This is a genomic window from Emergencia timonensis, assembly GCF_900086585.1.
GTDB lineage: Bacteria > Bacillota > Clostridia > Peptostreptococcales > Anaerovoracaceae > Senimuribacter > Senimuribacter timonensis.
The window spans coordinates 1,694,437-1,716,789 of the sequence record NZ_FLKM01000009.1; the positions used below are offsets into that span (position 1 = coordinate 1,694,437).

The window sequence follows — 22,353 nt, forward strand, 5'->3', positions numbered from 1 at the left end:
AAGAGCTCCTTTTATTTAGGAGCCCCTGCAAATTTAGCTTATTTCCTTCTCAGTTCTCACTGATTACGCTCTGATAAGCTTTTGTATCCTTATACAGTTCATCTTTTAATGGATTCAATTTGTTCTTTTTGATCTTTCTGAACTGATAGACTGCCAGCACCAGATTGAAGGCCAGGGCCAGGAAGCTGACGATAAAGAACATAGTCGGATTATGCGTCGTCACTACCGGTGCAATCCTGTCAGCAAAGCTAGGGAAGGTCATGATAAACATGGTCCAGAAGCCCAGAGTCTGCGCTCTGTGCTGCAGCCACATGCCTTTCTTGATGACAAATGCCGGAATAGTGCAGGACAACAGCAGTGCCAAGCCGCAGTAGAAGGAGTGGTCTGCAATGCAATTGTAGGTATAGGCGAAATTCCAAAGATCATAAGCGATAATCCACGGCCAGATCATATCAGGCCACATCATATCCCTGCGTTTTCCTTTGGAAGCATAGATTCCCAGCCAGCCGCAAATCGTCACGATATTCAGCAGACCGGCAATGCCGTTCATGATGTTCCAGGGGCCGGACATGACCCACAGATGGTTGATGTATTCACCGTCAAAGGCGCCATAAAAGAAGCATTGAAAATCCCTGAAAACAGCTTCTAAAATATTAAATGCCAGAATCAGCGGCGGAAAATAAAAGGCAAATTTGGACTTCTCCAGTTTTGGTATGTAACAGATCGCCATAAAGCCCAAACAACCGGCTAGGGCAGAATAGGTCTTGGCCCAGTTAAACCAGTTGCCCGTCCCGTATTCATTACCAGGTGCAGCCGTGGTCGGCCAAACTGTAACGGTTAAAATCAAGGGTAGTACCAATAACAAAATAAGTCCGAACCATTTGCTGGATCTGGCCAACTCATTAAAGGCCATCAATCCAAAGAGGACTGCACACCATATAGCCCAGCCCATGATATCGGTCTGTTCATATAAAATTCCCATAAGTTCCTCCTTACTTGCCTTCAATTGTATATAACATACAAACAACGAAAGGCAGTTTTAAATATAGCAGCAGTTACAGAATTAAATTCACCGAATCTAGTTCTGTAAAAATTATAGCCCTTATTTTCAGAAATGTCAATCATTTAAAAATATGCCGAAGTATGTTAAAATGTGAGGGAGAAGAATGATAGGAGATAAGTATGAAAGAGACTACAAGCAGAAAACAGCAGGCAATGGAAACTAGAATCAAGATTCTCGAAATCGCCCTGGATCTCTTTAAAGAAAAAGGAATGAATGCGGTGAAAATAACAGATATCTGTCAAGCTGCCGGCGTATCTGTCGGCGCTTTCTATCACCACTTTCCCTCAAAAGAAAGCATTATCGAAAGAGGGTATCAGAGTATTGACGCCTATATCGAAGAAAACATGAAAAATCGCACGTTCGCTGATTGTCAGGAAAAGATTCTTACGCTCTTCAAGGAGGCTAATTTTTTCATGGAGGAGTTGGGATGGAAGTTTATCGGTGACGTATACAAATATACCCTTTCTACAGGCAACAAATACACCCTCAGCACAAAACGATTTCCGTATCGATTTATTGAGCAGAGCCTAGAAGAGGGAATCTCATCCGGAGAATTCCACAAAGACATAAAACCTGCGCAGGCCGCAGAGTTTCTGATGAAACTGGTCAGGGGCATCACCTTTGACTGGTGCATCTGTGAGGGCAGCTACTCTCTAGTCGAAGAAGCAGGCAAAACCATAGAAATCATTTTGAGAGATTATATGGCGTGACCACTGCTATCTAAATAAAGGAGGAGAACATGTCAGATTTCTTGACAAAACTGCAGAATCAAAAACCCAAAATTTTATCGCTTCTCGCCTTTGGTTTTAGACTAGAAAACGGAAAATATCTTTACACAACCCGTCTTCTTGAGGATCAGTTTACACTAACTGTTATCGTAGAGCAAAATGGACAGTTCACGACAAGGCTTGTAGATAACGATTCGGGGGAACTCTACGTGTTACATGAGGTAGCAAGTGCCCAGGGCGCTTTTGTCGGAAGATTGAGAGAGGAATTTGAAGCAGTGCTGGAAAAAGTAAGCACGTGCTTTGAGATAGACGTGTTCCGAAGTCCCCAGGCTAAACAGGTCATTCAATATGTCCGCAGAGAATATCGAGACGAATTAGAGTTTTTGTGGCCTAAGTTGCCAGATAACGCCATATTCCGGCGGCCGGACAACAAGAAGTGGTATGCCGTATTGCTGACAGTTCAGAAAGAAAAGCTGGGTCTTGCAGGGACGGATAGAGTAGAAATTCTTGATTTGCGTATGGATCCAGCAGAGCTTGCCGATATCATCGACAAGGTCTGCTATTTTCCTGGCTGGCATATGAATAAGAAACACTGGGTCACCATCTGTCTGGACGGCACGGTGGATATTGATGAGATATATAGGCGCATCGACACAAGTTTTGATTTGGCGGGAAAATAAGCGTCCACCCTTATAAAGTAAATTCTCTGTCAGCAAGCAGCGCAAGGGTCAGACATATACGGCAGGGGGGTATGAGATGAGCATTCTATACAATAAAGTTAGGTTTTTTGATGCTTTTCTGGAGGTTTCGCGTAATATCGTGGCAGTGTGAGACACCATACCTTCGGGAAATAAGCTTAACTGCAGTACCGAAACCGTAAATACAATGCTTTCGGTTACTCTATGGGCTGCTGTCGATCTATGAAGTGGAAAAATCTATACAAAAAGTAACCAAAATCGGATGATACCCCCTGTTAAAGCATCATAAGGACAATCCTGTTACGCGAGACTGCTCCATTACACCCAAAAAGCGTAAGGCTATTGTAATCAGATATCATCTTGAAGATATTTTCTTTCAGATAACGCCTTGACACAACAGGTCTAATGAGTTAGACCATCTGTATAAGATGGTTCTAATGCATTAGACCTGTTTCTTAAAGCGGATCAAAAGGGAGGTTTTGTTTATGGATATACCAAAAATATTTGACAGCGAATACCGGTTCTGTCAAATTCTCTGGGCACACGAGCCGATAAAGAGCAGCGAACTAGCCAAGCTCTGTGCAGATCAGCTGCAGTGGAAAAAATCAACGACCTATACAGTAATCAAGCGGCTGACAGAACGCGGTGTCGTGAAAACGGAAAATGCAGTGGTCACGTCACTTGTCACCAAAGAACAAGTGCAGTGCGCCGAAAGCCATGAAGTCGTCGAGAAAACCTTTGACGGTTCTCTGCCGAAATTTATCGCAGCTTTCACCAGAAAGCAATCTCTTTCGAAGGAGGAAATTGCAGAAATCAGGGATATGATTGATTCATACCGGGAGGAGTGATATGACAGAACTGTTTGTCAAGATTCTGAACATGAGTATCACAGCCAGCTATTTGATCTTAGCTGTTCTGCTGCTCAGAATCCTTGCCAAAAGGATTCCCCAAAAGTATATCTGTCTCCTCTGGGTTTTGGCAGCCATCAGACTAGTTGTTCCGTTTGAACTGGAAAGCACAGTCAGCCTGATTCCCAGCGGGCGCACCGTTACCAAAGAGATTATGACTGACTATGTGCCACAGATTGACAGCGGTATTGCCACTATAGACAGCCGCGTAAATGCTGCCATGACCAATGCAGGCGCGGCGACAGCAGCCAGTGCAAATCCCATGCAAATCTACATGGGTATTCTTTCAATTATCTGGGTTGCAGGAATTGCAGTCATGCTGCTCCTCTGTGTGATTTCTTATGTCAGATTGGACTACAGATTGGTGAACGCCAAGCCGCAGCAGGGAAGGATTTACCGATGTGATGAGATTACAACGCCTTTTGTTCTGGGCATTTTTAAACCCAAGATATACCTGCCCAGCTCCATTGATGAGGAATTTGATTACGTCGTCGCCCACGAAGAGGTGCATATCAGACGTTTTGACCATGTGACAAAACCCCTGGCTTATCTGATCTTAATGCTCCACTGGTTCAACCCGCTGGTGTGGATTGGATTTATCATGTACTGCCGCGACGTAGAACTAGCCTGTGACGAAAGGGTAGTCAGGGAAATGTCTGTTGAGGAAAGAAAAGAATATGCAAGCGCCTTGCTGAATTGTTCCGTTAAGCAGTCAGTGCTGTCCATCTGTCCGCTGACCTTTGGGGAAATTGGCGTCAGGAGTCGCATTTCAAAGGTGCTACACTTTAATAAGCCGACAAAGGCAATCTTAGCTGTCACTGCAGCCATTACTGCTGTAATTGTCATCTGCTTTATGACCAATCCTTCCAGCCTGGCAACCTCTGGTATCAAGTTAGACGAGAATATGGAACAGGCTGTCGTCGATGGTCTGCTGTCAGAAAAATATGATGGAGACGGACCCATCGAATGCAGTGTAGAAGGACATGTTGTATTAGGAACAGAAGAAAAAGACGCTGTGACAAAAGTGTATGCCATCGTTTCTACTGCGAAGTATGGGTTTTTTGATGACAAGTTTTTAGAAAGAGGGGATTCAACAGAGACACCGGCGGTGATTCACCTGACGAAAGACAATGGAAAATACCACTTTCAAAAAATCGTGTACCCCAATGGTGGTACTGCTTATGAAAGGGCTTTGAAAGAGATGTTCCCTGAGAATCTCTATGAAAAAGCATTGAACAGTGAAGATTATTCTCAGCAGTTGGATGTGCAACGGAAAGCGTACGTCAAAGCATACTTGGACAAGATTGGCAGCAAAGCTGAAGTTGGTAAATTCGACGATTATAATAGATCCAACAATCTTGTTTTTTCTGACTTTCCAATACAGGCATTAGAATTATTATGGGAGAAATACAGTGATTACGACACCTGGCTGGGTTCTGGTGAACGGCTGATCGACGGAGTGCGCCACGTTTATCAAGTGTCCACTGATGGCAAGCGTACCATCACCTACCATCATTATCTAAAGGACAGTAACAAAACCCTCGAAAAAAGCATTGTAACGATTTTTACTAAGGGGAAGAAGGCATATATCGATTGCCTGCAGGAAGGCGCAAGAGACAGCGAGCACTACGAGATTGCCTTAAAAGATGACTACGTTTATCAGAGACAATGAATCAAAAAGAGAAGCGGATGTCCCATCAACTAACAAACGGCGTAAAGCATAATTTTTTCAATGCTTTACGCCGTTGATGGTAATCAATCAGATGGTTGCTTCTATTTTATTCCCACTTGAAAAATTTCAGTGAAACAGCGATGCAGACCAGCGCTACGACAGACATGCAGAGGAAGGGGATCAAGACATTTTCCGCAGGCAAGTCTAAAGAGGCGTTTTTGAGCAGTTTGATGCCCTGGGTCAGCGGCATCAGGCTGGCTGCTTTTTGCAAGGCTGTCGGCATGATTTCGTAAGGCAGCGTAGCGCCGGAGAAAACCAGCATAGGGAAATAGAGCACACTGGCCCAGACACCGGCAGTCTTCGTATTGGGAGCGATACCGCCGACCATGATGCCAATGCTGAACATGGACAAGGTGACCAACAGATAGTAAGCCAGAAATTTCGGCAGTGATCCCTGAAAATGGCAGTCAAAAAAGATTACTGCACACAAATAGATCAGCAGCAGGGAGACAAGGGCATACAAGGTGTAGATTGCCACTTGTATCGACAGAATCAGCAGGGGGCTGACCGGCGTCACCTGAAAACGCTTCAAAATCCTCTTGTCGCGATAATCGGATACCACCAAGGGAAGTCCCATGACGCCGCCGGCGCAGATAGAAATCGTAGCCAGTGCGCCGAACGACTGTTCCAGAAAAGTATAATCTGCGCCTGCAAAGGCCGGCTTGTCCCCGTAAAGCATGCCCAAAATCACCAGCACAACCACAGGCATGCAGATTGCAAATAGCAGCATATCCATACCACGCAGCGAAAGTTTTAGCTCTATCTTCATCATCGTTTTAAAGGTTTTCATCATTTTGTCCCTCCTCATCGGTAAACCATAAATAAACATCTTCGAATTTCTCATATGGACTTTGTCTGATTGCTTCAGCCACAGTACCATAGAAGACGATTTTTCCCCGCTTTAAAATACAGATCTGATCGCACAGAACCTCCACTTCGTCCATAAAATGTGAAGTGAGAAAAATCGTCAATCCCATTTCTTTTAAATCTGCGAGGATTTTCCAGACGTCTCTGCGGGATCTGGCGTCAAGGCCTGTAGTCAGTTCATCAAGAAATACTACTTCTGGCTTTGGAATTAAAGCCAGAACGATGAACAATCGCTGCCGCTGTCCGCCTGACAGCTCTTTGACCGGGCTTTTCAGCTTATCAGAAATGCCGAACTCTGATAAGAGTTCCATGAAATCAGTCGTACTCTTATAAAGTGATGCCGTAAATTCACAAAGCTCGCTCACAGTAATCTTATCTTGATACGCTGCCTCCTGAAACTGTACACCCACTTTTTGAAATATTTTCTTTCTCTGTTTATGCGGATCCATTCCCATAATCGAGACCGTTCCGTGATCAGCCTTTTTGGTGCCCAGAATGCACTCGATGGTCGTGGTTTTCCCTGCGCCATTGGCGCCCAGCAGTCCAAACACTGTGCCGCGTTTTACGGACAAATTGATTTCATCCACAGCGGTGTGCGAACCGTATTTTTTGGTCAGTTTTTCAACTTTAATCATGTCTTTCATATTTTAACCTCCATTCTTTGACAAGAAAGAGAATACCACCGATGAAAACATTGGTGGTAAAGTGGAGGGTTAATTAAATTTATCTTTCATATCCTTCAGCATTTCGATCATCGACTGTGCATTTTTTACTGCGTCCTTCAAGGATTCGATTAGTTTATCACAGGCTGTAATAATATTTGCCTCTTCATCAGGTGTATTGAGCAGCTCTCTGATATCTGCCTCTGGATCTCGCGATAGCTGCGAAAGCATGCGTAAAATCGATTCTAAAGAATAGTTTGCAACACGCAGGGTACGGATAATCTTTAGTCGCTGAATATCCTCGTCAGTATAGACCCGATAACCATTTTCTTTGCGTTTTACGGTGAGCAGGCCATTCATCTCCCAGTTGCGCAGAGTATCCATGGAAATTCCCAAATAGGCCGATACTTCTTTTCTTTTCATAAAGTGGACGTGTTCTGTCGCATCTCCGGCCAGAATCCGCTCAGTGATCTTGATAGCCGCCTCTGCCTGCAGTCTTTCCCGCCGAAGCTGTTTCAAATATGCTTCCGTTAATCTCAGGGCTTCGTCAAAATCTCCAGCTGCGGAAACTTTGACGATCTGAACGACTTTTTTACGCAGACCGTTCTGCAGAACCTCGATTTGAAAGGCAGTGCGTGCCAGTCTCAACTGCTCGATATGAAAGTCGGTAAAGACGCGATACCCATTGTGTTGACGCCTGGCTTTGGGTATCAGCCCTAATTCTTCGTATAAGCGGACCGTATTGGGGTGTATGCCAATCCTCTCCGCCACTTCTGATGTTCTATATGTGTTCAATTCTTTTACCTCCGTGCTTCTTAGAACAGTTTAACACAGATGGAAAGTCTGGTGTTATAGTGGATGGTTCTATTTTAACCAGAGAAAAATATTTTAAAAACCTAATCATATTTGCCTGTCCGCAGAATATGATATATGGAAAGGACAAGGTAAGCTTTATGAATCATTTTGAAAAAGTATTCCAATGCTTCCCACCAAAGATTCAGCATCAGATCAACAATTTGGATCAATGGACAAAGGAAGCCATTGAAGAAGTACGGGTGTACAAGGGCCGGGAAATTCAAGTATTTTCTGGCGGGAAAAGAATATCTTTGTCAGGCAGAATGGAAGGCAGCGATATTAATAATCTGTTAAATAATTTGATGAAATTTTCTTATTACGCCTATGAAGAAGATCTGGCAAAAGGGTTCATCACCATCGACGGGGGCCATCGGGTCGGCATCTGCGGAAAAGCTGTAATAGACAAAGGGAAGGTGACATTAATTCGCGATATCAGTTCTCTTAATATCAGATATTCAAAAGAAATTGTCGGATGTTCGGATACTTTGATGCATTTGATTATCAACGACGATAAAAGCCTCAATAATGTCCTCATCGTTTCACCGCCTAATTGTGGAAAGACCACTTTGATCCGTGATATCGCGAGAAACATCAGCACCAAAGGGTACAAGGTCGGCATCTGTGATGAACGGTCAGAAATAGCCGGCATGTATAACGGAGTCAGTTCCTATCACTTTGGCATGATGGTGGACGTACTGGACGGATGTCCCAAAGCGGAAGGCATGATCATGATGATTCGTTCCATGTCTCCCCAGGTCATCATCACTGATGAAATTGGAAAGAAGGAGGATGTAGCTGCAATTAAAACTTGTGTAAACTGCGGGGTCAAGGTGATTACGACAATTCACGGTAACGATGCTGGGGATCTTGAAAATTCGGAGATCATAGAAATCATAGATAATAAAACCTTTGACGTAATCATATTTCTCACCGATGATCCGACCGTTGGAACAGTCAGGGAGGTGCTGCGTGGTTAAACTTTTAGGACTGCTTATGGCCTTTGCCGCATGTACGACCATAGGTTTTTATAAGGCTTCAGAAATAAAGAGGAGACGCATCCTGCTTGTCGATTTCAAAGAGCTTCTCATACATATTTCAACGGAAATGAGCTATTTTAAGGAGCCGCTTCCGCAGATCTTTGAAAGACTGGCTGGTGAAGCATCCGATAATAAAGAGCGTACCATTTTGCTCAGAGAATGCCTTTCGACTTACAGCCTCGAAAATATGAATATAGCTGAAATATGGAAAACGGCTGTGGAGCATATATACAACGATTCATCTTTAACCAGAGAAGATATCTCCATCATGAAAAAGTGCGGGGATTTTCTTGGGCAAAGCGATTTCAGCAGGCAGCAGGAGCATTTCAGCTTACTGAACATGCAGCTGGACAGACAGGTTGAGGAGGCAGAAGAGTCCATCAAAACGAAAGGCAGAATGTATGGAAAAATGGGAATTTCTGTCGGGTTAGTCGTAGCAATTGTGTTTATATGAGACTGGGGACTAGCTGTAAGACACCCGCATTAAATTACAAGGTCTGCCTAACCAAATCAGAGATTTGGGACCAGGACCATTATACGACTTAATCCAACCAATCGAGCTGCGCATTTTCTGCTTGCTCTCTTGGGGATTGGCCGTCAAGTGCCACGGAGCAGAGCTCCTGCACTTTTGACCGGGGACCTACCAACGATTCCGCTTCACTGAATCGGGTTAGGTCTCCCAAAGCATAAGGTCTGTCCATCGATTTCTGGGAGACCTAGCCACATTTGCCACAGCAAATGTCAGGCAGGTCCCCTGTCAAGATTGCAGTGCTTTAGCACGTGGCAATCTACGGCACAGAAATCGGGACCAGGACCATTAGGAGGAAAAAAAGTGAATGTTAGTGTAATTTTTAAGATAGCCGGAATCGGCATATGTATCGCTCTGCTAAATCAAATTTTGATCAAATCAGGCAAGGAGGAAATGGCCATGATGACCACTCTGGCAGGCGTTATCATCGTTTTAGTCATCATAGTAAAAATGCTGGCAGAATTCTTTGACACGATCAAAGTCTTCATGCAGTTTTAAGACTTATGGAAATACTAAAGATAGCAGCGCTTGCCCTATGTGCCGTCATGATTATCGTACTGGTAAAAAATTATAAGCCGGAATTCGGAATTTTCGTCGCAATCGGTTGTTCTGTACTAATCCTGTACTTTCTCGTAGACAGTCTGAAATATGCGTTTTCGTATATGTCGCAGCTCTACGACAAGTTGGACTACGGAAAAACCTATTTCCCAATCATCATCAAAGTTCTGGCCATCGCGTACATAACAGAATTCACTTCCCAGCTCTGTAAAGATGCAGGAGAAAGTTCCATCGCATCAAAGGTGGAGCTGGCAGGGAAGATCATCATATTCTGCGTCGCAATACCAGTATTCATATCAATTCTGAATTTAGTAGAGCAGCTTTTATAGGTGAACAATGGATTTTGATGAAATAATAAAAGACCAAATGAAAAACGTAGTGGACCAAGATAACCTCGACTCGTTATCTGATTACGCCAGCAATTTGTCAGGCGGTATATCTGAACACTTTACCATAGACAAAATCTTGGAAGCCACTTTAAACGGGAAAAGCATATTTGATTCCCAGGAGATTATCACCAGTCTCAAAGAGCTTTTCTTATACGAGATGAAAAGCGCCTTAATCGTGGGCGTTGAAATATTGACCATCTGCATCGTCATCGGGCTTTTAAAAAACCTGTCTGGTTCCTTCAGCAAAAAAGGTGTCAGCGACATCGCCAGCTTGACTTGCAGCATCGTCATCATCGGACTTGCCATGGCCAACTTCAACACCATATACCAACTTACGATCGACTCTATGAAAACAATCGCGTATACGATGGATATTCTGCTGCCCATCTTAATCGCAATTCTGATTTCCATGGGTCAAGTGGCCTCAGGCACAATTATGAGCCCGCTGCTGCTGACAGCTGTAACAATTTTTCAGACCATCATCAAGAATATCGTTTTACCCGCAGTCTTCATCTCAACAGTGTTGTCGCTGATCAATTGTTTAACAGAAAAAGATTACGTAAACCAACTATCCAAATTTATAAGACAGCTGGCGTTGTTCGTCACAGGCATCATCATGACCCTCATGTCTGGAATTATTGCGATTCAAGGGCTTATCGCCAAGACGTCGGACAGTCTTTTGATCGGTACGGCGAAGTACTCTATCGACGAGTTTATCCCAATCGTCGGCGGATTCACAGCTGACACCATCGAACTGTTCATCAAGTGTATGGGCTCCATCAAAAACGTCGTCGGACTCTTTGGCATCATACTGATTGTGATATTGATCTTGACACCGATCATCAAAATCTTAGCCATTTCTGTAATCTATAAGGTGACCGCTCTGTTAATCGAGCCGATTGCATCGAAGAAACTATCAAATGGCATAGGAGATATCGGAACTTCTCTTGTAACAATGGGCGCAATTTTGTTCTTTGCATCGCTGCTCTTCATCATCTTTATCACGTCGATTATAAACTTGGGGGTAAGCTAATGGCAATTGTTACCGCGTGGGTCAAGGATATATTTATCATCATATTGTCAATAACGTTTATGGAAATACTGATTCCAGAATCAGCTATGGCAAAATATGTAAAATTTATCTTTTCTATCATCATTTTAGCAACAATTTTGTCTCCAATCAGTTATTTCTGTAATAAATAAAATTATTTTAAATATTTTTTTAGTGAGGATATTATGTTTGAGAAACCTGAAATTACAAAAGAGGGCGTAATGAAAATTGTTGTCGCTTTAATCATAGCGTCAATCGTCTTGTTGTCACTGAGCATTTTAACTGATGACAACGACAGCAGAAAACAGATTTCAGATGATGACGGAGCTACTGAGCTGTGCAGCATTCTGTCGGAAATCAAAGGTGTAGGTGATGTCAATGTAATGCTTCAATATAATGACAAGAACAATGTTACAGGTGTAATTGTCACCGCACAGGGCGCAGATGACCCTGTAGTAAAGACAAATATCGTCAAAGGCGTTGCCACGCTTTACGATATTCCGGTTTCCAGCGTAATGGTATTTGAGAAGAATCAGGAGGAAAAGTCAAAATGAAAAAGAAAGTCAAATTTGATATAAAAGGTTTTTTCAATAAAAAAGAAAATATCGCCATCATGGCAGTTGCAGTAGTATTCTGCGCAGGTCTGGTTATTACTAACGTCAAAGCAAACAACATACCTCTGCACGACGGAGATGTTTTAGTAGACAGCAAAAATGTAACCCAGGAAGATCCATCAGATAAAGATAATAATGCTGCTGGGGACGATGCTGATCAGCCAGCTTCTGACGGTAGTTCTTTCAGCGAGAAGAGAGCCAATTTAGAGCTGCAAAGAAATGATTTAATTGCTAAATACGACGATACCATCAAAAATTCCACCAACGACGCAGAAAAGAAGAACGCCGTACAGAAAAAGGAGAAACTGACCGAATACATGGAGCAGGAGGTCGCTGCCGAAAACAAAATCAAAGCAAAAAATCTGCCTGATTGTCTTGTCATCATATCTGACAGCACGGTTACCGTTACCGTCGACGAACAGAATCTGAAACAGAACATGGTAGCTAAGATCTGCAACATCGTCATGGAAGAGACACAGCGCACGGCAGACAAAATCGTCATCCAGAGCAGTTATTAAAACGTTGATAATTGGCAATAACAATGGTATAATGATTCCAGTAATCTAACGGCGTTGCCGCAAGGTTAGAATTAGATAGACGAGGTAGGTTATGGCCAATTTACAGGGTGAAGAGCTTGGAACGATCAAAATTTCAGACGATGTAATCATGGTATGCACTGCCAATGCAGTGTCAAAGATTCCGGGAGTCAGTGAATTGGCAGGCGGGCTTACAGAGAGTATCTCTAAGAATATCTTAGGAATCGACTCTTCCAGCAAGGGTGTCAAACTATCGAGAAATGATGCCGGCATCATTCTTGATATCTACATCATCGTAGAATACAAAGTAAAAATTCCTCAACTTGCCTGGGAGATACAGAGCAACGTAAAGAAAGAAATTGAATCCATTACAGATTTAAACGTACTAGAAGTAAATATACACGTGCAGGGTGTAAACCTGCCTGGAGAGGAAGACAAAAGATAAATGACAAGAACGGATGCAAGAGAATTTATGATGCAGGTTTTTTTCCAGATGGAAGCCTGCGGCGACTTTGATGTAAATAACAGAGCAACATATTTTAAAGACAACAACTTCAAAGCACAGAAAGAATACTGCCATGAGCTTTACTCTCTGGTCTGCAACAAGAAAGAAGAAATAGATCAAGAAATTGACAAATACAGCAAGAACTGGAAAGCCTCCAGAATGCCAAAGACAGACCTTGCCATCATCAGATTGGCCGCATGTGAAATTCTGTATTTGGAGAACATACCAGATGCCGTCTCTATCAACGAAGCAGTAGACCTGGCAAAAACTTACGGAACAGAAGATTCCGCAAAATATGTAAATGCTATTTTAGGTAAAATCGCAGCAAAAAGCAGTGATGCGGATGAATAGTCACTATTCCTTTGGCATCGATACCAGCAATTACAAAACTTCTGTAGCGATTGTCGACACAGAAGGGAATATCATATGCAATTTCCAAAAATATCTGGATGTAAAAAAGGGCGAGAGAGGGCTTAGACAGTCTGCCGCTCTTTTTCAGCATGTAAATAATCTTCCAGCGCTGGTGCAAGAAGCGTTTGACATGGTCAAAGAGCACGGCAAGATTGACTGCGTCTGCGTTTCTGAACGGCCTAGACCGCAAGCTGGTTCCTATATGCCGGTTTTTAATGCAGGCGTCTCTGCCGGAAAGATGTTGGCAGCAGCGCTTGATGCTGCCTATCTTGCATTTTCTCATCAAGAGGGACACATTGAGGCGGTAAAGCACGATTCACCGCTTAAAGACACAGAACGGATGATTTCTTTTCACTTTTCCGGCGGCACCAGCGAAGCGCTTCTCGTCGATGGAGAGAGCATTGAAATCGTCGGCGGCTCAAAAGATTTGGCCTTTGGACAGGTCCTAGACAGAGTAGGTGTGGCCTTAGGCATGGACTTTCCTTGCGGACAAGAACTGGATGAACTGGCAATAGGTCATCCTGCGCCCCAGCAAAATCTTTTGCCAAAGATCAAATGTCAGGACGGATATATCAATCTATCTGGTATTGAAACCAAATGTCAGAGAATGATAGACGAGGGGAAGGATATTGCTCTAGTTCCCATGCTCTTTCAGCGTCTGGGGCAGTCCATCGAGGATATGACCAAGCAACTCCGGGACAAATATGATATCAGAGATTTTCTGTTTGCCGGCGGCGTATCGTCCAGCAGTTACATCAAAAATATGCTGCATACAGACTTATCACAGCTCAATATCTGTTTCGGGGAGCCGGCATTGAGCACAGACAATGCGGTGGGAATCGCACGACTTGGAGGTAAAAAGATATGGCTTTAAAACCCATTTCTGTTTCACAACTAAATGATTATATCGGCAGGGTCATCGGTACGGATCCTTTATTGGGTGCAGTGGTCGTCAAGGGTGAAATTTCCAATTTGAAATATCACTCCAGTGGACACGTCTACTTCTCCATTATCGATGCAGCCAGTAAAATAAATTGCTTTCTGCCCAGAGAATATGCCATGCAGCTGCACTATCAGCTGGACGACGGGATGGAAGTCACCCTTACAGGCTCTGTCAACGTATTTAAAAAAAACGGTACCTACTCTATTTACGTAAAAAATGTAGAAGTATCCGGCGCCGGGAATCTTGCAATAGCCTTCGAAAAAATGAAAGAAAAGCTAAGCAAAGAAGGTCTTTTTGACCAGGCTCACAAAAAGCCTATTCCAAAATTCCCGGATAAGATCGGCGTTATCACCTCAAATACAGGTGCTGCCGTTCGAGATATCCTTAAAATTCTAAAATCGAGAAATAATCTTGTGGACATCGTAGTGTTTCCTGTCCTAGTACAGGGGGAAGCCGCTGCGGCAGACATTGCAGGGATGATTGATTATGTCAACGAACATTTTGGCGATATTGATACCCTAATTGTCGGAAGAGGCGGTGGGTCCGCCGACGATTTATGGGCTTTTAACGAAGAGATCGTTGCGCGAAGCATCTACGCTTCACAAATTCCCATCATCTCCGCTGTAGGACACGAAATTGATTTTACTATATCGGATCTAGTTGCCGACCTGAGGGCAGAAACACCTACAGCAGCAGCACAGCTGGCAGTTCCCGATACGATGCAGCTGAAAGAAAGGCTGCTGGACTTAAAAGAGCATCTTTATGTACAGCTCTCCAACAAGCTGATGTATAATAGACTCAGAATTGACAATTTGGCCGCAGAAATGCGCAGCCATCTCCACAGTCTGATTGTCCAGCGTCAAAATGAACTGGAAAGATATCGATTGGTATTGGAAGAGAATAATCCAAAAAAAATACTGGAAAACGGCTATTCCGTCATCACAGCAGAAAACGGACATGTCGTATCAAGCATCGGGGATCTGGCCTGCGGACAGACCCTGAGAGTGAGCCTGAAAGACGGCGATGCAAAATGTTTAGTTACAGAGATAGGAAGTGAACGTCATGAGTAAAGGAAAATTTGAAAAGGCACTAAGCGAGCTGCAGAAAATGTCAGAATCCATTAAATCGCAGGACACAGATCTGGAAGGAGCGATTAAGTGCTACGAAGAAGGCATGAAGTATTACGAGATTTGTAATGAAATACTGGAAACTGCGAAACAGAAAGTTGAAACATTTGAAGGCGAGGTATAAATGATGATGAAAGAAAATTATGATGAATACAAAGATATGATTAACGAACATCTTTTGGATTACATGCCTAGTATCGACACCAAGAGCAGTTCACTTTACGAATCAATGAAATATTCACTGACGGCTGGCGGCAAACGACTTCGTTCCGTGCTGCTGCTGGCGTCATGTGAATTTGCAGGCGGCGATGCAAAGGATGCGCTTGCCTATGCCTGCGCGATGGAATACATCCATACTTACTCCTTGATTCATGACGACCTGCCGTCAATGGATAACGACGACTTGAGAAGAGGCATGCCCACGAATCACAAGGTCTTTGGGGACGGTATCGCTACACTGGCAGGGGACGGACTGCTCACCACTGCCTTTGAATTGATGAACAAAGATATGTTCCTCTATTTTGACTGCCTTAAGGAATTAAAAAAGAGGATTAACGCCATCTATACCATTGCTACTGGTGCCGGCGTACGAGGCATGGTCGCAGGACAGGTATCAGATATTGAATCAGAGCACACCCAGTGTTCCAACGAGATGTTAGAATACATCCACTTAAACAAGACGGGGGCCCTCATCGTTGCAGCCGTTCGCGCCGGACTCTATCTGGGCGGCGCCAACGAAGACATGATGAAAGACCTGACTGTCTATGCAGAAAACCTGGGATTGTCTTATCAGATCGCCGACGATATTCTGGACGTCAAGGGGAATGAAGCAGAACTGGGTAAAAAGACGGGCGCTGATGCACAGCATGAAAAAGTGACCTATGTATCCCTCAACGGCATGGAGGCGTCAGAAAGAAAATTGAAAGAGCTGACGATGAACGCTGTAGAGGCGATTGAAAAATATTACGACAACGCAGAGTTTTTCAGGGAACTGGTCCTGAAACTTGCTAAGAGGACAAAGTAATGAGTAAAGAACTGACGCAATATGACTTTCCAGACGACCTAAAAAAGATGGACTTGAAAGAGATGGAATTGTTGTCATATGCAATTAGGGATTTTTTAATAGAAAAAGTATCGAAAACGGGAGGACACCTGGCATCCAACTTAGGTGTCGTGGAACTGACCATCGCACTGCACAAGGTGTTTAACAGCCCCGATGACAAGATGATATGGGACGTGGGACATCAGTCCTACGTCCACAAGATATTGACAGGACGCGCTGGCGAGTTCGACGGACTGAGGCAGATGAACGGAATCAGCGGTTTCCCAAAGGGGAAAGAAAGCCCTCACGACGCTTTTGATACCGGCCACTCCAGTAATTCTATTTCAGCGGCAGCAGGAATGGCTGCCGCGAGAGATCTGAAAGGTGAGAGGAACGAAGTCATCGCAATCATCGGTGACGGATCTCTGACGGGAGGCATGGCCTACGAAGGGCTCAACAATGTGGGCGCTTCAAAATCAAAGATGATTGTCATTCTAAATGACAACGGCATGTCGATATCGAGAAATATCGGCGGCGTATCTCAGCATCTTTCCAAGCTGCGCACGTCAAACGGCTATCTTCGTGTAAAGAAAACCATCAAACGTGCCTTAAACCGAATCCCTGTAATAGGAGACGACCTTTCTACAAATATCGGCCATGCAAAAGACAGAATCAAGTATGCACTGCTGTCAGGCGGTGTTATCTTCGAAGAACTGGGCTTCACCTATCTCGGACCCATCAACGGTCACAATATTCGCGAAACCATCGAAGTTCTGGAACTGGCAAAGCATGTAAACGGGCCGGTATTTATTCATGTTATGACGAGAAAAGGGCGGGGGTATCGGACGGCAGAAATCGACCCCAACAAATTTCACGGTATCAGTCCGTTTAATCCGGAAACGGGCAAAGTTTTGAAGCCTTCCGGCATGACATATTCTAAAGTTTTAGGCATGACAATAGAAAATTTAGCGGCTGAGAATAAGAAAATCACGGCTGTTTCTGCTGCTATGTGTGATGCTACAGGCTTGGGCGGCTTTGCAAAAAAATATCCGCGGCAGTTTTTTGATGTGGGAATTGCAGAAGCCCACGGCGTCACTTTTGCCGCAGGCTTGGCAAAATCGGGTATGAGACCGCTGGTAGCCATCTACTCTTCGTTTTTACAACGAGCCTATGATCAGATTATTGAAGACGTATGCATCCAGAATCTTCCCGTGGTCTTTGCAATCGACAGAGCTGGCATCGTCGGCGCTGACGGCGAAACGCACCACGGACTGTTTGACATCACCTATCTGACGTCTATGCCCAATATGACAGTTCTCGCTCCTTCTGACGGAAATCAACTGGCAGCAATGGTACGATACGCCTTTTCTTTAGACGGTCCTGTAGCAATCAGATATCCAAGAGGCGACTGTTTCTATGATCCAGAAGAGCAAATTACTTTTGATGGCAAAAATCAACGCATATTCGAAGGAAAGGACCTGGACATCTGGGCGGTAGGCAAAATGCTGCAGACTGCCCTGGAAACGAGAGAACAGTTAAAGGTGCAGGGTATTGATGCAGGCATCGTAGATGTAGCAGCCATCAAACCGCTGGATTTGTCCTGCCTGAAAGAAAAGTCAAAACTGGTTGTCACCATAGAGGACGGCTTGCTGGCTGGAGGATTTGGCGACAAGTTCATCGCTGAATCGAAAGTTCAGGAAGTTCTCACTTTTGGTTGGCCAGATCAATTTGTAGAACACGGCGACTGTGACGGTCTATACAAAAAATACGGCCTCGATGCAGACTCCATTACAGAAAGGATTTGTGAACATATTGAAAGAAAGGCTTGACGTTTTATTAGTAAAAAGGGGAATTTATCAGTCCCGGGAAAGAGCAAAAGCCTCAATTATGGCAGGCATCGTCTTTGTGGACGGCCAGAAGAGCGATAAAGCGGGGAACATGGTCGATACAGAGGCAGAAATCTTTGTGAAAGAAAACATCTGTCTTTATGTGAGCCGCGGTGGTTTAAAGCTGGAAAAATCCATCAGAGAATTTGACTTAAATATGCAGGACAAAGTCTGTATGGATATCGGCGCTTCTACTGGCGGTTTTACCGACTGTATGCTGCAAAACGGCGCTGTCAAAGTGTATGCCATCGATGTAGGCTATGGACAGCTGGATTGGAAGCTTCGCACCGATGACCGTGTGGTCAATATGGAAAAGTGCAATGTCAGATATCTGGACACTGACCTTATCGCAGAACCAATTGATTTTATCAGCATCGACGTATCTTTTATCTCATTGAAGCTGATCTTTCCCGTGGCAGCAAAAGTGCTGGCCGAAGATGGTGAAATCGTCTGTCTTGTAAAGCCGCAGTTTGAGGCAGGCAGGGAACAGGTCGGCAAGAAGGGCATCGTCCGCGACCGCAAAGTTCATGAGGAAGTGATCCAAAACGTGATAGAATATGCCAGGGAAAACGGGCTATATCCACAGGGGCTGACTTTTTCTCCAGTTACTGGTGCAAAAGGCAACATAGAATACCTTTTAGCCCTTTCCAAAATGGAAAAAATGAGTTATAATGTATGTTGTATACAGGAAATCGTTGCAAACTCTCACGCAGAGTTAGAATAATTTTATGTTTAAAGGAGACCGAAGAGAAATGAAATTATCAAACAAAGTAGAAGCTATGCAGTTTTCACCAATCAGAAAGTTTAATCCGATTGCGCAGAAGGCTAAAGATGCAGGTAAGAAAGTTTACCATCTGAACATTGGACAGCCAGACGTGGAAACGCCAGAATGCTTCATGGATGCCATCAGAAATTACGAAAACAAAGTAATCGCTTACGCAGAATCCGGCGGAATCACTGATCTGCAGGACGCAGTATCTGATTATTTCAAGACTTATGGAATGAACATTGGAAGAGAAAACATGATCGTAACAACAGGCGGTTCCGAAGCCTTGACTATGACTTTCCTTTCCATCTTAAATGAGGGAGACGAAGTTCTGATTGCAGAACCGTTCTACACAAACTATCATACTTTTGCTACTTCCGCTGGCGGCAAAGTGGTTCCTATCACAACAAAGGCAGAAGAAGGTTATCACTATGCGACGAGAGAGCAGATTGAGCCGCTGATTACAGAAAAGACAAAGGCGATCTGCTGCATCAACCCTGGCAACCCGACAGGAACTGTTCTTACAAAAGAAGAGATGAAACTGATCGGCGACATCGCCAAAGAGCATGACCTTTGGATCATCGCTGACGAAGTTTACAGAGAATTCGCTTATGACGGAAGAGAAGCCGTTTCTTTCGGACAGATTGCAGAAGTAGAAGACCGAGTGATCATCATCGACTCCGTATCCAAGAGATTCTCCGCTTGCGGCGCAAGAATCGGATTCTTGATTTCCAAGAACACTGATTTCATCGCAAACGTTATGAAAATCGCCCAGGGGAGACTCTGCGTATCCACTGTTGACCAGGTAGGCGCTGCCGCACTGTTCAGACTGCCAAAAGAATACTACGAAGAAGTAAAGGCAGAATACTGCGCAAGAAGAGACGTGGTTTACGAAGAACTGATGAAGATTCCTGGCGTTGTAGGACAGAAACCTGGCGGATCTTTCTATTTAACTGCTAAGCTTCCAGTAGACAACATAGAGGATTTCCTGATGTTCTTACTGACTGAATTTGACGATAACGGCGAAACTGTCATGTTCGCACCGGCCGAAGGATTCTACGCTACACCGGGCCTTGGCAAAGACGAAATGCGTATCGCATACGTTCTCAACCAGGAAGACATGAGAAGAGGCGTTGAGCTGATCAGACTGGGAATCGAAGCTTACAACAAGAGATAATTACAAGAACTACATAAATGTACCACTTAAAATCGCCTGCATGCAGGCGATTTTTTAATGGGAAAATTCCAAAAACTATTGACAAATCTCTGTAAAAGTATTATTGTATTAAATATATAATACAATAATACAGAGTGTCGGAAAGCGAGGTGCGCCATGAAGAAAAGTAAGACAAAAATTTTTATTCTCTTTGTCATCGCACTGGCGGTGTGCACATCAGTCTTCGCAGGCATATTTTTCTACAGCATCTGCAGCAGCATTCTTACAGATCGTCAGAACTTCGATGACCTGGACTGGACGGTCCGCCTCAATCAATATGAAGGTATAGAAGCCTTAGACACGAATCGAGAACTGTATATGGTCTCCACAAAAGACGACAAAAACTACCTCATCGATGGCCGTGGCAAGAAGGTTCCGTGGGAACTTGATTGCAAAGAAAACAGCGATATCCTGATTGCATTTTCGCAAGATGATAAATGGGGTTACAAGTATCCTGACGGAAAAATTGTCATTGCAGCAAAATTCGATGAAGCTTATGATTTTGACGACGGATATGCAAAGGTTTCAAAGAATGGAACAGATTATTTCGTCATCGATGACAAAGGCAGAACCGTCTTTGAGCCGGGAGAAAGAGCATCCGAACTTGAACAAATCAGTGGTAAGTTCTTTTTATTCTATAAAGCAAAGCATCGTTCAGTGATAAACGTGGAAACCGGTCAGGTTACAGAAGATGTGGGCTTTTATGATAGTTTTCACGATGCAGGGGAAGGTATGTTTGCAGCAAAAACTGACTTTGCCTGGGATGATGTGGAGCCAATGTTTTTGCTGAGCAGAAGTTTCAAACCGATGTTCAGCGGCCAGCTTTATAACCAGATCGGCAGTTTTGGGCAGGGACTGTGTTATGTTCAGAAGCTGGTAGGTGCAACGGAAGAAGAACACGAGGATTATCAGATAGAAAACGGCTACATGAATACAGATGGAGACATTGTGATTAAAACGGCAACAGCTATTTTCGGTTGTAAATTTGCTGAGGGAAGGGCGCTGTTGTATGAAGGAAAGCGGATCTGCTGCATTGATCAATCCGGCAGTGTATTATTTTCACTCAAGCCGGCAAAAACTTTAGAGAAGAAACTGGGGGAAGATTTTGAATACCGCTACTCCCAGTGTTATTTCCGAAACGGCAAAGCCATCGTCTATGACGGAAAATTCTACGGTCTGATTGACGAGGATGGTAATTGGGTGATTCAGCCCGTCTTTGACGAGATGACTTATGCTGGCACAGACAAGCTTCTCGTAGAGTACAAAGGGATGAGCGGAATGATACGGCTAAAGTGAGGTGAGAGAGATGTTGATGAAATCAATCGAAATGAATATCAGAATGATTCAAAATCCTATGGGAGTGTCCCTTACATTTTTCGTCCTTTTGGCAGCCTCCTGGACTTTTATGCCGCTGCTTGGACTTTTCGGCACCTTTTTTCTCCTTCTGGTTCCCGTAATCTGCAACTACGTTGCCTATAACCGTCTTTTCAACAAAAGTCTTTACGGTGAAGAAGCGGGCGTCTATGCTGCGCTGCCGCTGTCAGGAAGAGATATCGTCCTTGGAAAAGTTTTTGCCATGATGCTGTGGGAGACCGCAGCCTGGCCAATTTTTCTTCTTGGGATAATCGGTTCCTATCTGTACTCTGACCTGGGATTGATCAGAATGGGTATCGATTCCCTGCTCACTGAGTTGGTCTACCGGGGCGTCAGTCCGCTCACCATAGGGCTTCTGATCGGCGTCTCTACCGTAGCGCTGGCTTTCTACAGTTTCCTTAGCGGCGTATACATGCTTTGGTTCCGATTTGCACTCAAGAAGTTCACCCCGAAGCTGAGCAAAAAGGTGAAAGGGTTTTTCAATGTACTTCTAGCCTGTCTTGTGCTGGGAATCATCCGCTTGGGCACAGAGTATTTTGTTCAGGGCATATGGAACCTGGGAGTAGCGTTGTTCCTGATTCTGGCAGCAGTTCACATTTTGCTTGGGATCGCCGCCTGGAAGATGTACAGAGCCAGTGTCGCTTATTTTGAGACGGGATATAGTCCGATGTGAATAGGTGGTCCTGTGTTTGACCGCTGGTTATCTCGGCTTTATTATCAATGATAAGTTTCTCCTTCTAAGTGAATCTCAACGCTCACTCTGTTCACTTTTCCAGTCGCTGACGCTGCAAGAACTTACAAGACGATGATCCCTAGGATGGAGCTTTATTGAAGAAAGGGTCTCAGAATTTCGACA

The 22,353-nt window shown here is 44.1% G+C and carries 27 protein-coding genes; 23 read left to right on the forward strand and 4 right to left on the reverse strand.

What is annotated here, in order from left to right; translation table 11 throughout:
• Positions 1–49: 49 nt before the first annotated feature.
• Entirely contained in the window at positions 50–982 is a 933-nt protein-coding gene (locus BN6539_RS18895) for a DUF5692 family protein (protein WP_067541873.1), read from the reverse strand.
• A 200-nt stretch (positions 983–1,182) separates the two neighbouring features.
• Here BN6539_RS18895 and BN6539_RS18900 point away from each other — a divergent pair, with 200 nt between their 5' ends.
• From BN6539_RS18900 to BN6539_RS18915, 4 genes are all read left to right on the forward strand, one after another.
• Positions 1,183–1,773: a TetR/AcrR family transcriptional regulator gene (locus tag BN6539_RS18900; protein WP_067541875.1), complete on the forward strand. Its 591-nt coding sequence runs from the start codon at positions 1,183–1,185 to the stop codon at positions 1,771–1,773.
• Between the two features lie 29 nt (positions 1,774–1,802).
• Positions 1,803–2,471: an MmcQ/YjbR family DNA-binding protein gene (locus BN6539_RS18905; RefSeq protein WP_067541877.1), complete on the forward strand. Its 669-nt coding sequence runs from the start codon at positions 1,803–1,805 to the stop codon at positions 2,469–2,471.
• Positions 2,472–2,974: 503 nt separating this feature from the next.
• Positions 2,975–3,337: a BlaI/MecI/CopY family transcriptional regulator gene (locus BN6539_RS18910; RefSeq protein WP_067541879.1), complete on the forward strand. Its 363-nt coding sequence runs from the start codon at positions 2,975–2,977 to the stop codon at positions 3,335–3,337.
• Between the two features lies 1 nt (position 3,338).
• Complete coding sequence (locus BN6539_RS18915) at positions 3,339–5,069, forward strand: M56 family metallopeptidase (protein WP_067541881.1); 1,731 nt, start codon at positions 3,339–3,341, stop codon at positions 5,067–5,069.
• 106 nt (positions 5,070–5,175) lie between these two features.
• On the opposite strand, the gene BN6539_RS18920 is transcribed toward BN6539_RS18915, so the two are convergent.
• The 3 genes from BN6539_RS18920 to BN6539_RS18930 all read right to left on the reverse strand — a co-directional run bounded on the left by BN6539_RS18920 (position 5,176) and on the right by BN6539_RS18930 (position 7,453).
• Complete coding sequence (locus BN6539_RS18920) at positions 5,176–5,922, reverse strand: ABC transporter permease (RefSeq protein WP_330385108.1); 747 nt, start codon at positions 5,920–5,922, stop codon at positions 5,176–5,178.
• Positions 5,906–6,640, reverse strand: a complete 735-nt coding sequence (locus BN6539_RS18925; protein ID WP_067541883.1) for an ABC transporter ATP-binding protein — start codon at positions 6,638–6,640, stop codon at positions 5,906–5,908. Before BN6539_RS18925 ends, BN6539_RS18920 begins: the two co-directional genes overlap by 17 nt.
• Before the next feature lie 69 nt (positions 6,641–6,709).
• Positions 6,710–7,453 carry a MerR family transcriptional regulator gene (locus tag BN6539_RS18930; protein WP_067541885.1) on the reverse strand — a complete coding sequence of 248 codons (744 nt, stop codon included), beginning with the start codon at positions 7,451–7,453 and terminating at the stop codon, positions 6,710–6,712.
• 158 nt (positions 7,454–7,611) lie between these two features.
• On the opposite strand from BN6539_RS18930, the gene spoIIIAA reads away from it, so the two are divergent.
• The 19 genes from spoIIIAA to BN6539_RS19020 all read left to right on the forward strand — a co-directional run bounded on the left by spoIIIAA (position 7,612) and on the right by BN6539_RS19020 (position 22,170).
• The gene (spoIIIAA, locus tag BN6539_RS18935) at positions 7,612–8,490 is read left to right on the forward strand and encodes a stage III sporulation protein AA (RefSeq protein ID WP_067543551.1); all 879 of its coding nucleotides are present in this window, start codon (positions 7,612–7,614) and stop codon (positions 8,488–8,490) included.
• Positions 8,483–9,004, forward strand: a complete 522-nt coding sequence (locus BN6539_RS18940) for a stage III sporulation protein AB (protein ID WP_067541887.1) — start codon at positions 8,483–8,485, stop codon at positions 9,002–9,004. The genes spoIIIAA and BN6539_RS18940 overlap by 8 nt, the downstream gene beginning before the upstream one ends.
• Before the next feature lie 378 nt (positions 9,005–9,382).
• The gene (gene spoIIIAC / locus BN6539_RS18945) at positions 9,383–9,577 is read left to right on the forward strand and encodes a stage III sporulation protein AC (RefSeq protein ID WP_067541889.1); all 195 of its coding nucleotides are present in this window, start codon (positions 9,383–9,385) and stop codon (positions 9,575–9,577) included.
• A gap of 5 nt (positions 9,578–9,582) precedes the next feature.
• Positions 9,583–9,966 (forward strand): stage III sporulation protein AD, encoded by a 384-nt coding sequence (spoIIIAD, locus tag BN6539_RS18950; protein WP_067541891.1) that lies wholly within the window; start codon positions 9,583–9,585, stop codon positions 9,964–9,966.
• Positions 9,967–10,003: 37 nt separating this feature from the next.
• Positions 10,004–11,059, forward strand: a complete 1,056-nt coding sequence (locus tag BN6539_RS18955) for a stage III sporulation protein AE (protein ID WP_207645114.1) — start codon at positions 10,004–10,006, stop codon at positions 11,057–11,059.
• Positions 11,059–11,229 carry a stage III sporulation protein AF gene (locus BN6539_RS23515; RefSeq protein WP_082907617.1) on the forward strand — a complete coding sequence of 57 codons (171 nt, stop codon included), beginning with the start codon at positions 11,059–11,061 and terminating at the stop codon, positions 11,227–11,229. The genes BN6539_RS18955 and BN6539_RS23515 overlap by 1 nt, the downstream gene beginning before the upstream one ends.
• A 33-nt stretch (positions 11,230–11,262) precedes the next feature.
• Positions 11,263–11,631 (forward strand): hypothetical protein, encoded by a 369-nt coding sequence (locus BN6539_RS18960; RefSeq protein ID WP_067541895.1) that lies wholly within the window; start codon positions 11,263–11,265, stop codon positions 11,629–11,631.
• Positions 11,628–12,209: a SpoIIIAH-like family protein gene (locus BN6539_RS18965; protein WP_067541897.1), complete on the forward strand. Its 582-nt coding sequence runs from the start codon at positions 11,628–11,630 to the stop codon at positions 12,207–12,209. The genes BN6539_RS18960 and BN6539_RS18965 overlap by 4 nt, the downstream gene beginning before the upstream one ends.
• Before the next feature lie 91 nt (positions 12,210–12,300).
• Positions 12,301–12,672: an Asp23/Gls24 family envelope stress response protein gene (locus BN6539_RS18970; RefSeq protein ID WP_067541899.1), complete on the forward strand. Its 372-nt coding sequence runs from the start codon at positions 12,301–12,303 to the stop codon at positions 12,670–12,672.
• Positions 12,673–13,083, forward strand: a complete 411-nt coding sequence (gene nusB, locus BN6539_RS18975; RefSeq protein WP_067541901.1) for a transcription antitermination factor NusB — start codon at positions 12,673–12,675, stop codon at positions 13,081–13,083. It abuts the gene before it with no gap.
• On the forward strand, positions 13,076–14,017 hold the full coding sequence (locus BN6539_RS18980) for a tRNA (adenosine(37)-N6)-threonylcarbamoyltransferase complex transferase subunit TsaD (RefSeq protein WP_187375542.1): 942 nt from the start codon (positions 13,076–13,078) through the stop codon (positions 14,015–14,017). Before nusB ends, BN6539_RS18980 begins: the two co-directional genes overlap by 8 nt.
• Positions 14,008–15,156, forward strand: a complete 1,149-nt coding sequence (gene xseA / locus BN6539_RS18985) for an exodeoxyribonuclease VII large subunit (RefSeq protein ID WP_067541905.1) — start codon at positions 14,008–14,010, stop codon at positions 15,154–15,156. The genes BN6539_RS18980 and xseA overlap by 10 nt, the downstream gene beginning before the upstream one ends.
• Positions 15,149–15,337: an exodeoxyribonuclease VII small subunit gene (xseB, locus tag BN6539_RS18990; RefSeq protein ID WP_067541906.1), complete on the forward strand. Its 189-nt coding sequence runs from the start codon at positions 15,149–15,151 to the stop codon at positions 15,335–15,337. The genes xseA and xseB overlap by 8 nt, the downstream gene beginning before the upstream one ends.
• Positions 15,338–16,237 carry a polyprenyl synthetase family protein gene (locus BN6539_RS18995; RefSeq protein WP_067541908.1) on the forward strand — a complete coding sequence of 300 codons (900 nt, stop codon included), beginning with the start codon at positions 15,338–15,340 and terminating at the stop codon, positions 16,235–16,237. It begins immediately after the preceding gene.
• On the forward strand, positions 16,237–18,084 hold the full coding sequence (gene dxs / locus BN6539_RS19000) for a 1-deoxy-D-xylulose-5-phosphate synthase (RefSeq protein ID WP_067541910.1): 1,848 nt from the start codon (positions 16,237–16,239) through the stop codon (positions 18,082–18,084). The genes BN6539_RS18995 and dxs overlap by 1 nt, the downstream gene beginning before the upstream one ends.
• Positions 18,068–18,865, forward strand: coding sequence for a TlyA family RNA methyltransferase (locus tag BN6539_RS19005; RefSeq protein WP_082907690.1), 798 nt, complete (start codon positions 18,068–18,070; stop codon positions 18,863–18,865). Before dxs ends, BN6539_RS19005 begins: the two co-directional genes overlap by 17 nt.
• A 28-nt stretch (positions 18,866–18,893) precedes the next feature.
• The gene (locus BN6539_RS19010; protein ID WP_067541912.1) at positions 18,894–20,084 is read left to right on the forward strand and encodes a pyridoxal phosphate-dependent aminotransferase; all 1,191 of its coding nucleotides are present in this window, start codon (positions 18,894–18,896) and stop codon (positions 20,082–20,084) included.
• Positions 20,085–20,240: 156 nt separating this feature from the next.
• On the forward strand, positions 20,241–21,419 hold the full coding sequence (locus BN6539_RS19015; RefSeq protein ID WP_067541914.1) for a WG repeat-containing protein: 1,179 nt from the start codon (positions 20,241–20,243) through the stop codon (positions 21,417–21,419).
• 16 nt (positions 21,420–21,435) lie between these two features.
• Positions 21,436–22,170 (forward strand): hypothetical protein, encoded by a 735-nt coding sequence (locus BN6539_RS19020; RefSeq protein WP_147363149.1) that lies wholly within the window; start codon positions 21,436–21,438, stop codon positions 22,168–22,170.
• Positions 22,171–22,353: the final 183 nt, after the last annotated feature.

Bases quoted from the DNA above. Each gene is read 5' to 3' on its own strand.
- BN6539_RS19015 (WP_067541914.1), top strand. From the start codon at position 20,241: ATGAAGAAAAGTAAGACAAAAATTTTTATTCTCTTTGTCATCGCACTG.
- spoIIIAD (WP_067541891.1), top strand. From the start codon at position 9,583: ATGGAAATACTAAAGATAGCAGCGCTTGCCCTATGTGCCGTCATGATT.
- BN6539_RS18965 (WP_067541897.1), top strand. From the start codon at position 11,628: ATGAAAAAGAAAGTCAAATTTGATATAAAAGGTTTTTTCAATAAAAAA.
- spoIIIAA (WP_067543551.1), top strand. From the start codon at position 7,612: ATGAATCATTTTGAAAAAGTATTCCAATGCTTCCCACCAAAGATTCAG.
- BN6539_RS18915 (WP_067541881.1), top strand. From the start codon at position 3,339: ATGACAGAACTGTTTGTCAAGATTCTGAACATGAGTATCACAGCCAGC.
- BN6539_RS18920 (WP_330385108.1), bottom strand. From the start codon at position 5,922: ATGATGAAAACCTTTAAAACGATGATGAAGATAGAGCTAAAACTTTCG.
- BN6539_RS18895 (WP_067541873.1), bottom strand. From the start codon at position 982: ATGGGAATTTTATATGAACAGACCGATATCATGGGCTGGGCTATATGG.
- BN6539_RS18960 (WP_067541895.1), top strand. From the start codon at position 11,263: ATGTTTGAGAAACCTGAAATTACAAAAGAGGGCGTAATGAAAATTGTT.
- BN6539_RS18900 (WP_067541875.1), top strand. From the start codon at position 1,183: ATGAAAGAGACTACAAGCAGAAAACAGCAGGCAATGGAAACTAGAATC.
- nusB (WP_067541901.1), top strand. From the start codon at position 12,673: ATGACAAGAACGGATGCAAGAGAATTTATGATGCAGGTTTTTTTCCAG.
- dxs (WP_067541910.1), top strand. From the start codon at position 16,237: ATGAGTAAAGAACTGACGCAATATGACTTTCCAGACGACCTAAAAAAG.
- BN6539_RS19020 (WP_147363149.1), top strand. From the start codon at position 21,436: ATGAAATCAATCGAAATGAATATCAGAATGATTCAAAATCCTATGGGA.
- xseA (WP_067541905.1), top strand. From the start codon at position 14,008: ATGGCTTTAAAACCCATTTCTGTTTCACAACTAAATGATTATATCGGC.
- BN6539_RS19010 (WP_067541912.1), top strand. From the start codon at position 18,894: ATGAAATTATCAAACAAAGTAGAAGCTATGCAGTTTTCACCAATCAGA.
- BN6539_RS18980 (WP_187375542.1), top strand. From the start codon at position 13,076: ATGAATAGTCACTATTCCTTTGGCATCGATACCAGCAATTACAAAACT.
- BN6539_RS18925 (WP_067541883.1), bottom strand. From the start codon at position 6,640: ATGAAAGACATGATTAAAGTTGAAAAACTGACCAAAAAATACGGTTCG.
- BN6539_RS18955 (WP_207645114.1), top strand. From the start codon at position 10,004: ATGAAAAACGTAGTGGACCAAGATAACCTCGACTCGTTATCTGATTAC.
- BN6539_RS18910 (WP_067541879.1), top strand. From the start codon at position 2,975: ATGGATATACCAAAAATATTTGACAGCGAATACCGGTTCTGTCAAATT.
- BN6539_RS23515 (WP_082907617.1), top strand. From the start codon at position 11,059: ATGGCAATTGTTACCGCGTGGGTCAAGGATATATTTATCATCATATTG.
- BN6539_RS18905 (WP_067541877.1), top strand. From the start codon at position 1,803: ATGTCAGATTTCTTGACAAAACTGCAGAATCAAAAACCCAAAATTTTA.
- BN6539_RS18970 (WP_067541899.1), top strand. From the start codon at position 12,301: ATGGCCAATTTACAGGGTGAAGAGCTTGGAACGATCAAAATTTCAGAC.
- xseB (WP_067541906.1), top strand. From the start codon at position 15,149: ATGAGTAAAGGAAAATTTGAAAAGGCACTAAGCGAGCTGCAGAAAATG.
- BN6539_RS18995 (WP_067541908.1), top strand. From the start codon at position 15,338: ATGATGATGAAAGAAAATTATGATGAATACAAAGATATGATTAACGAA.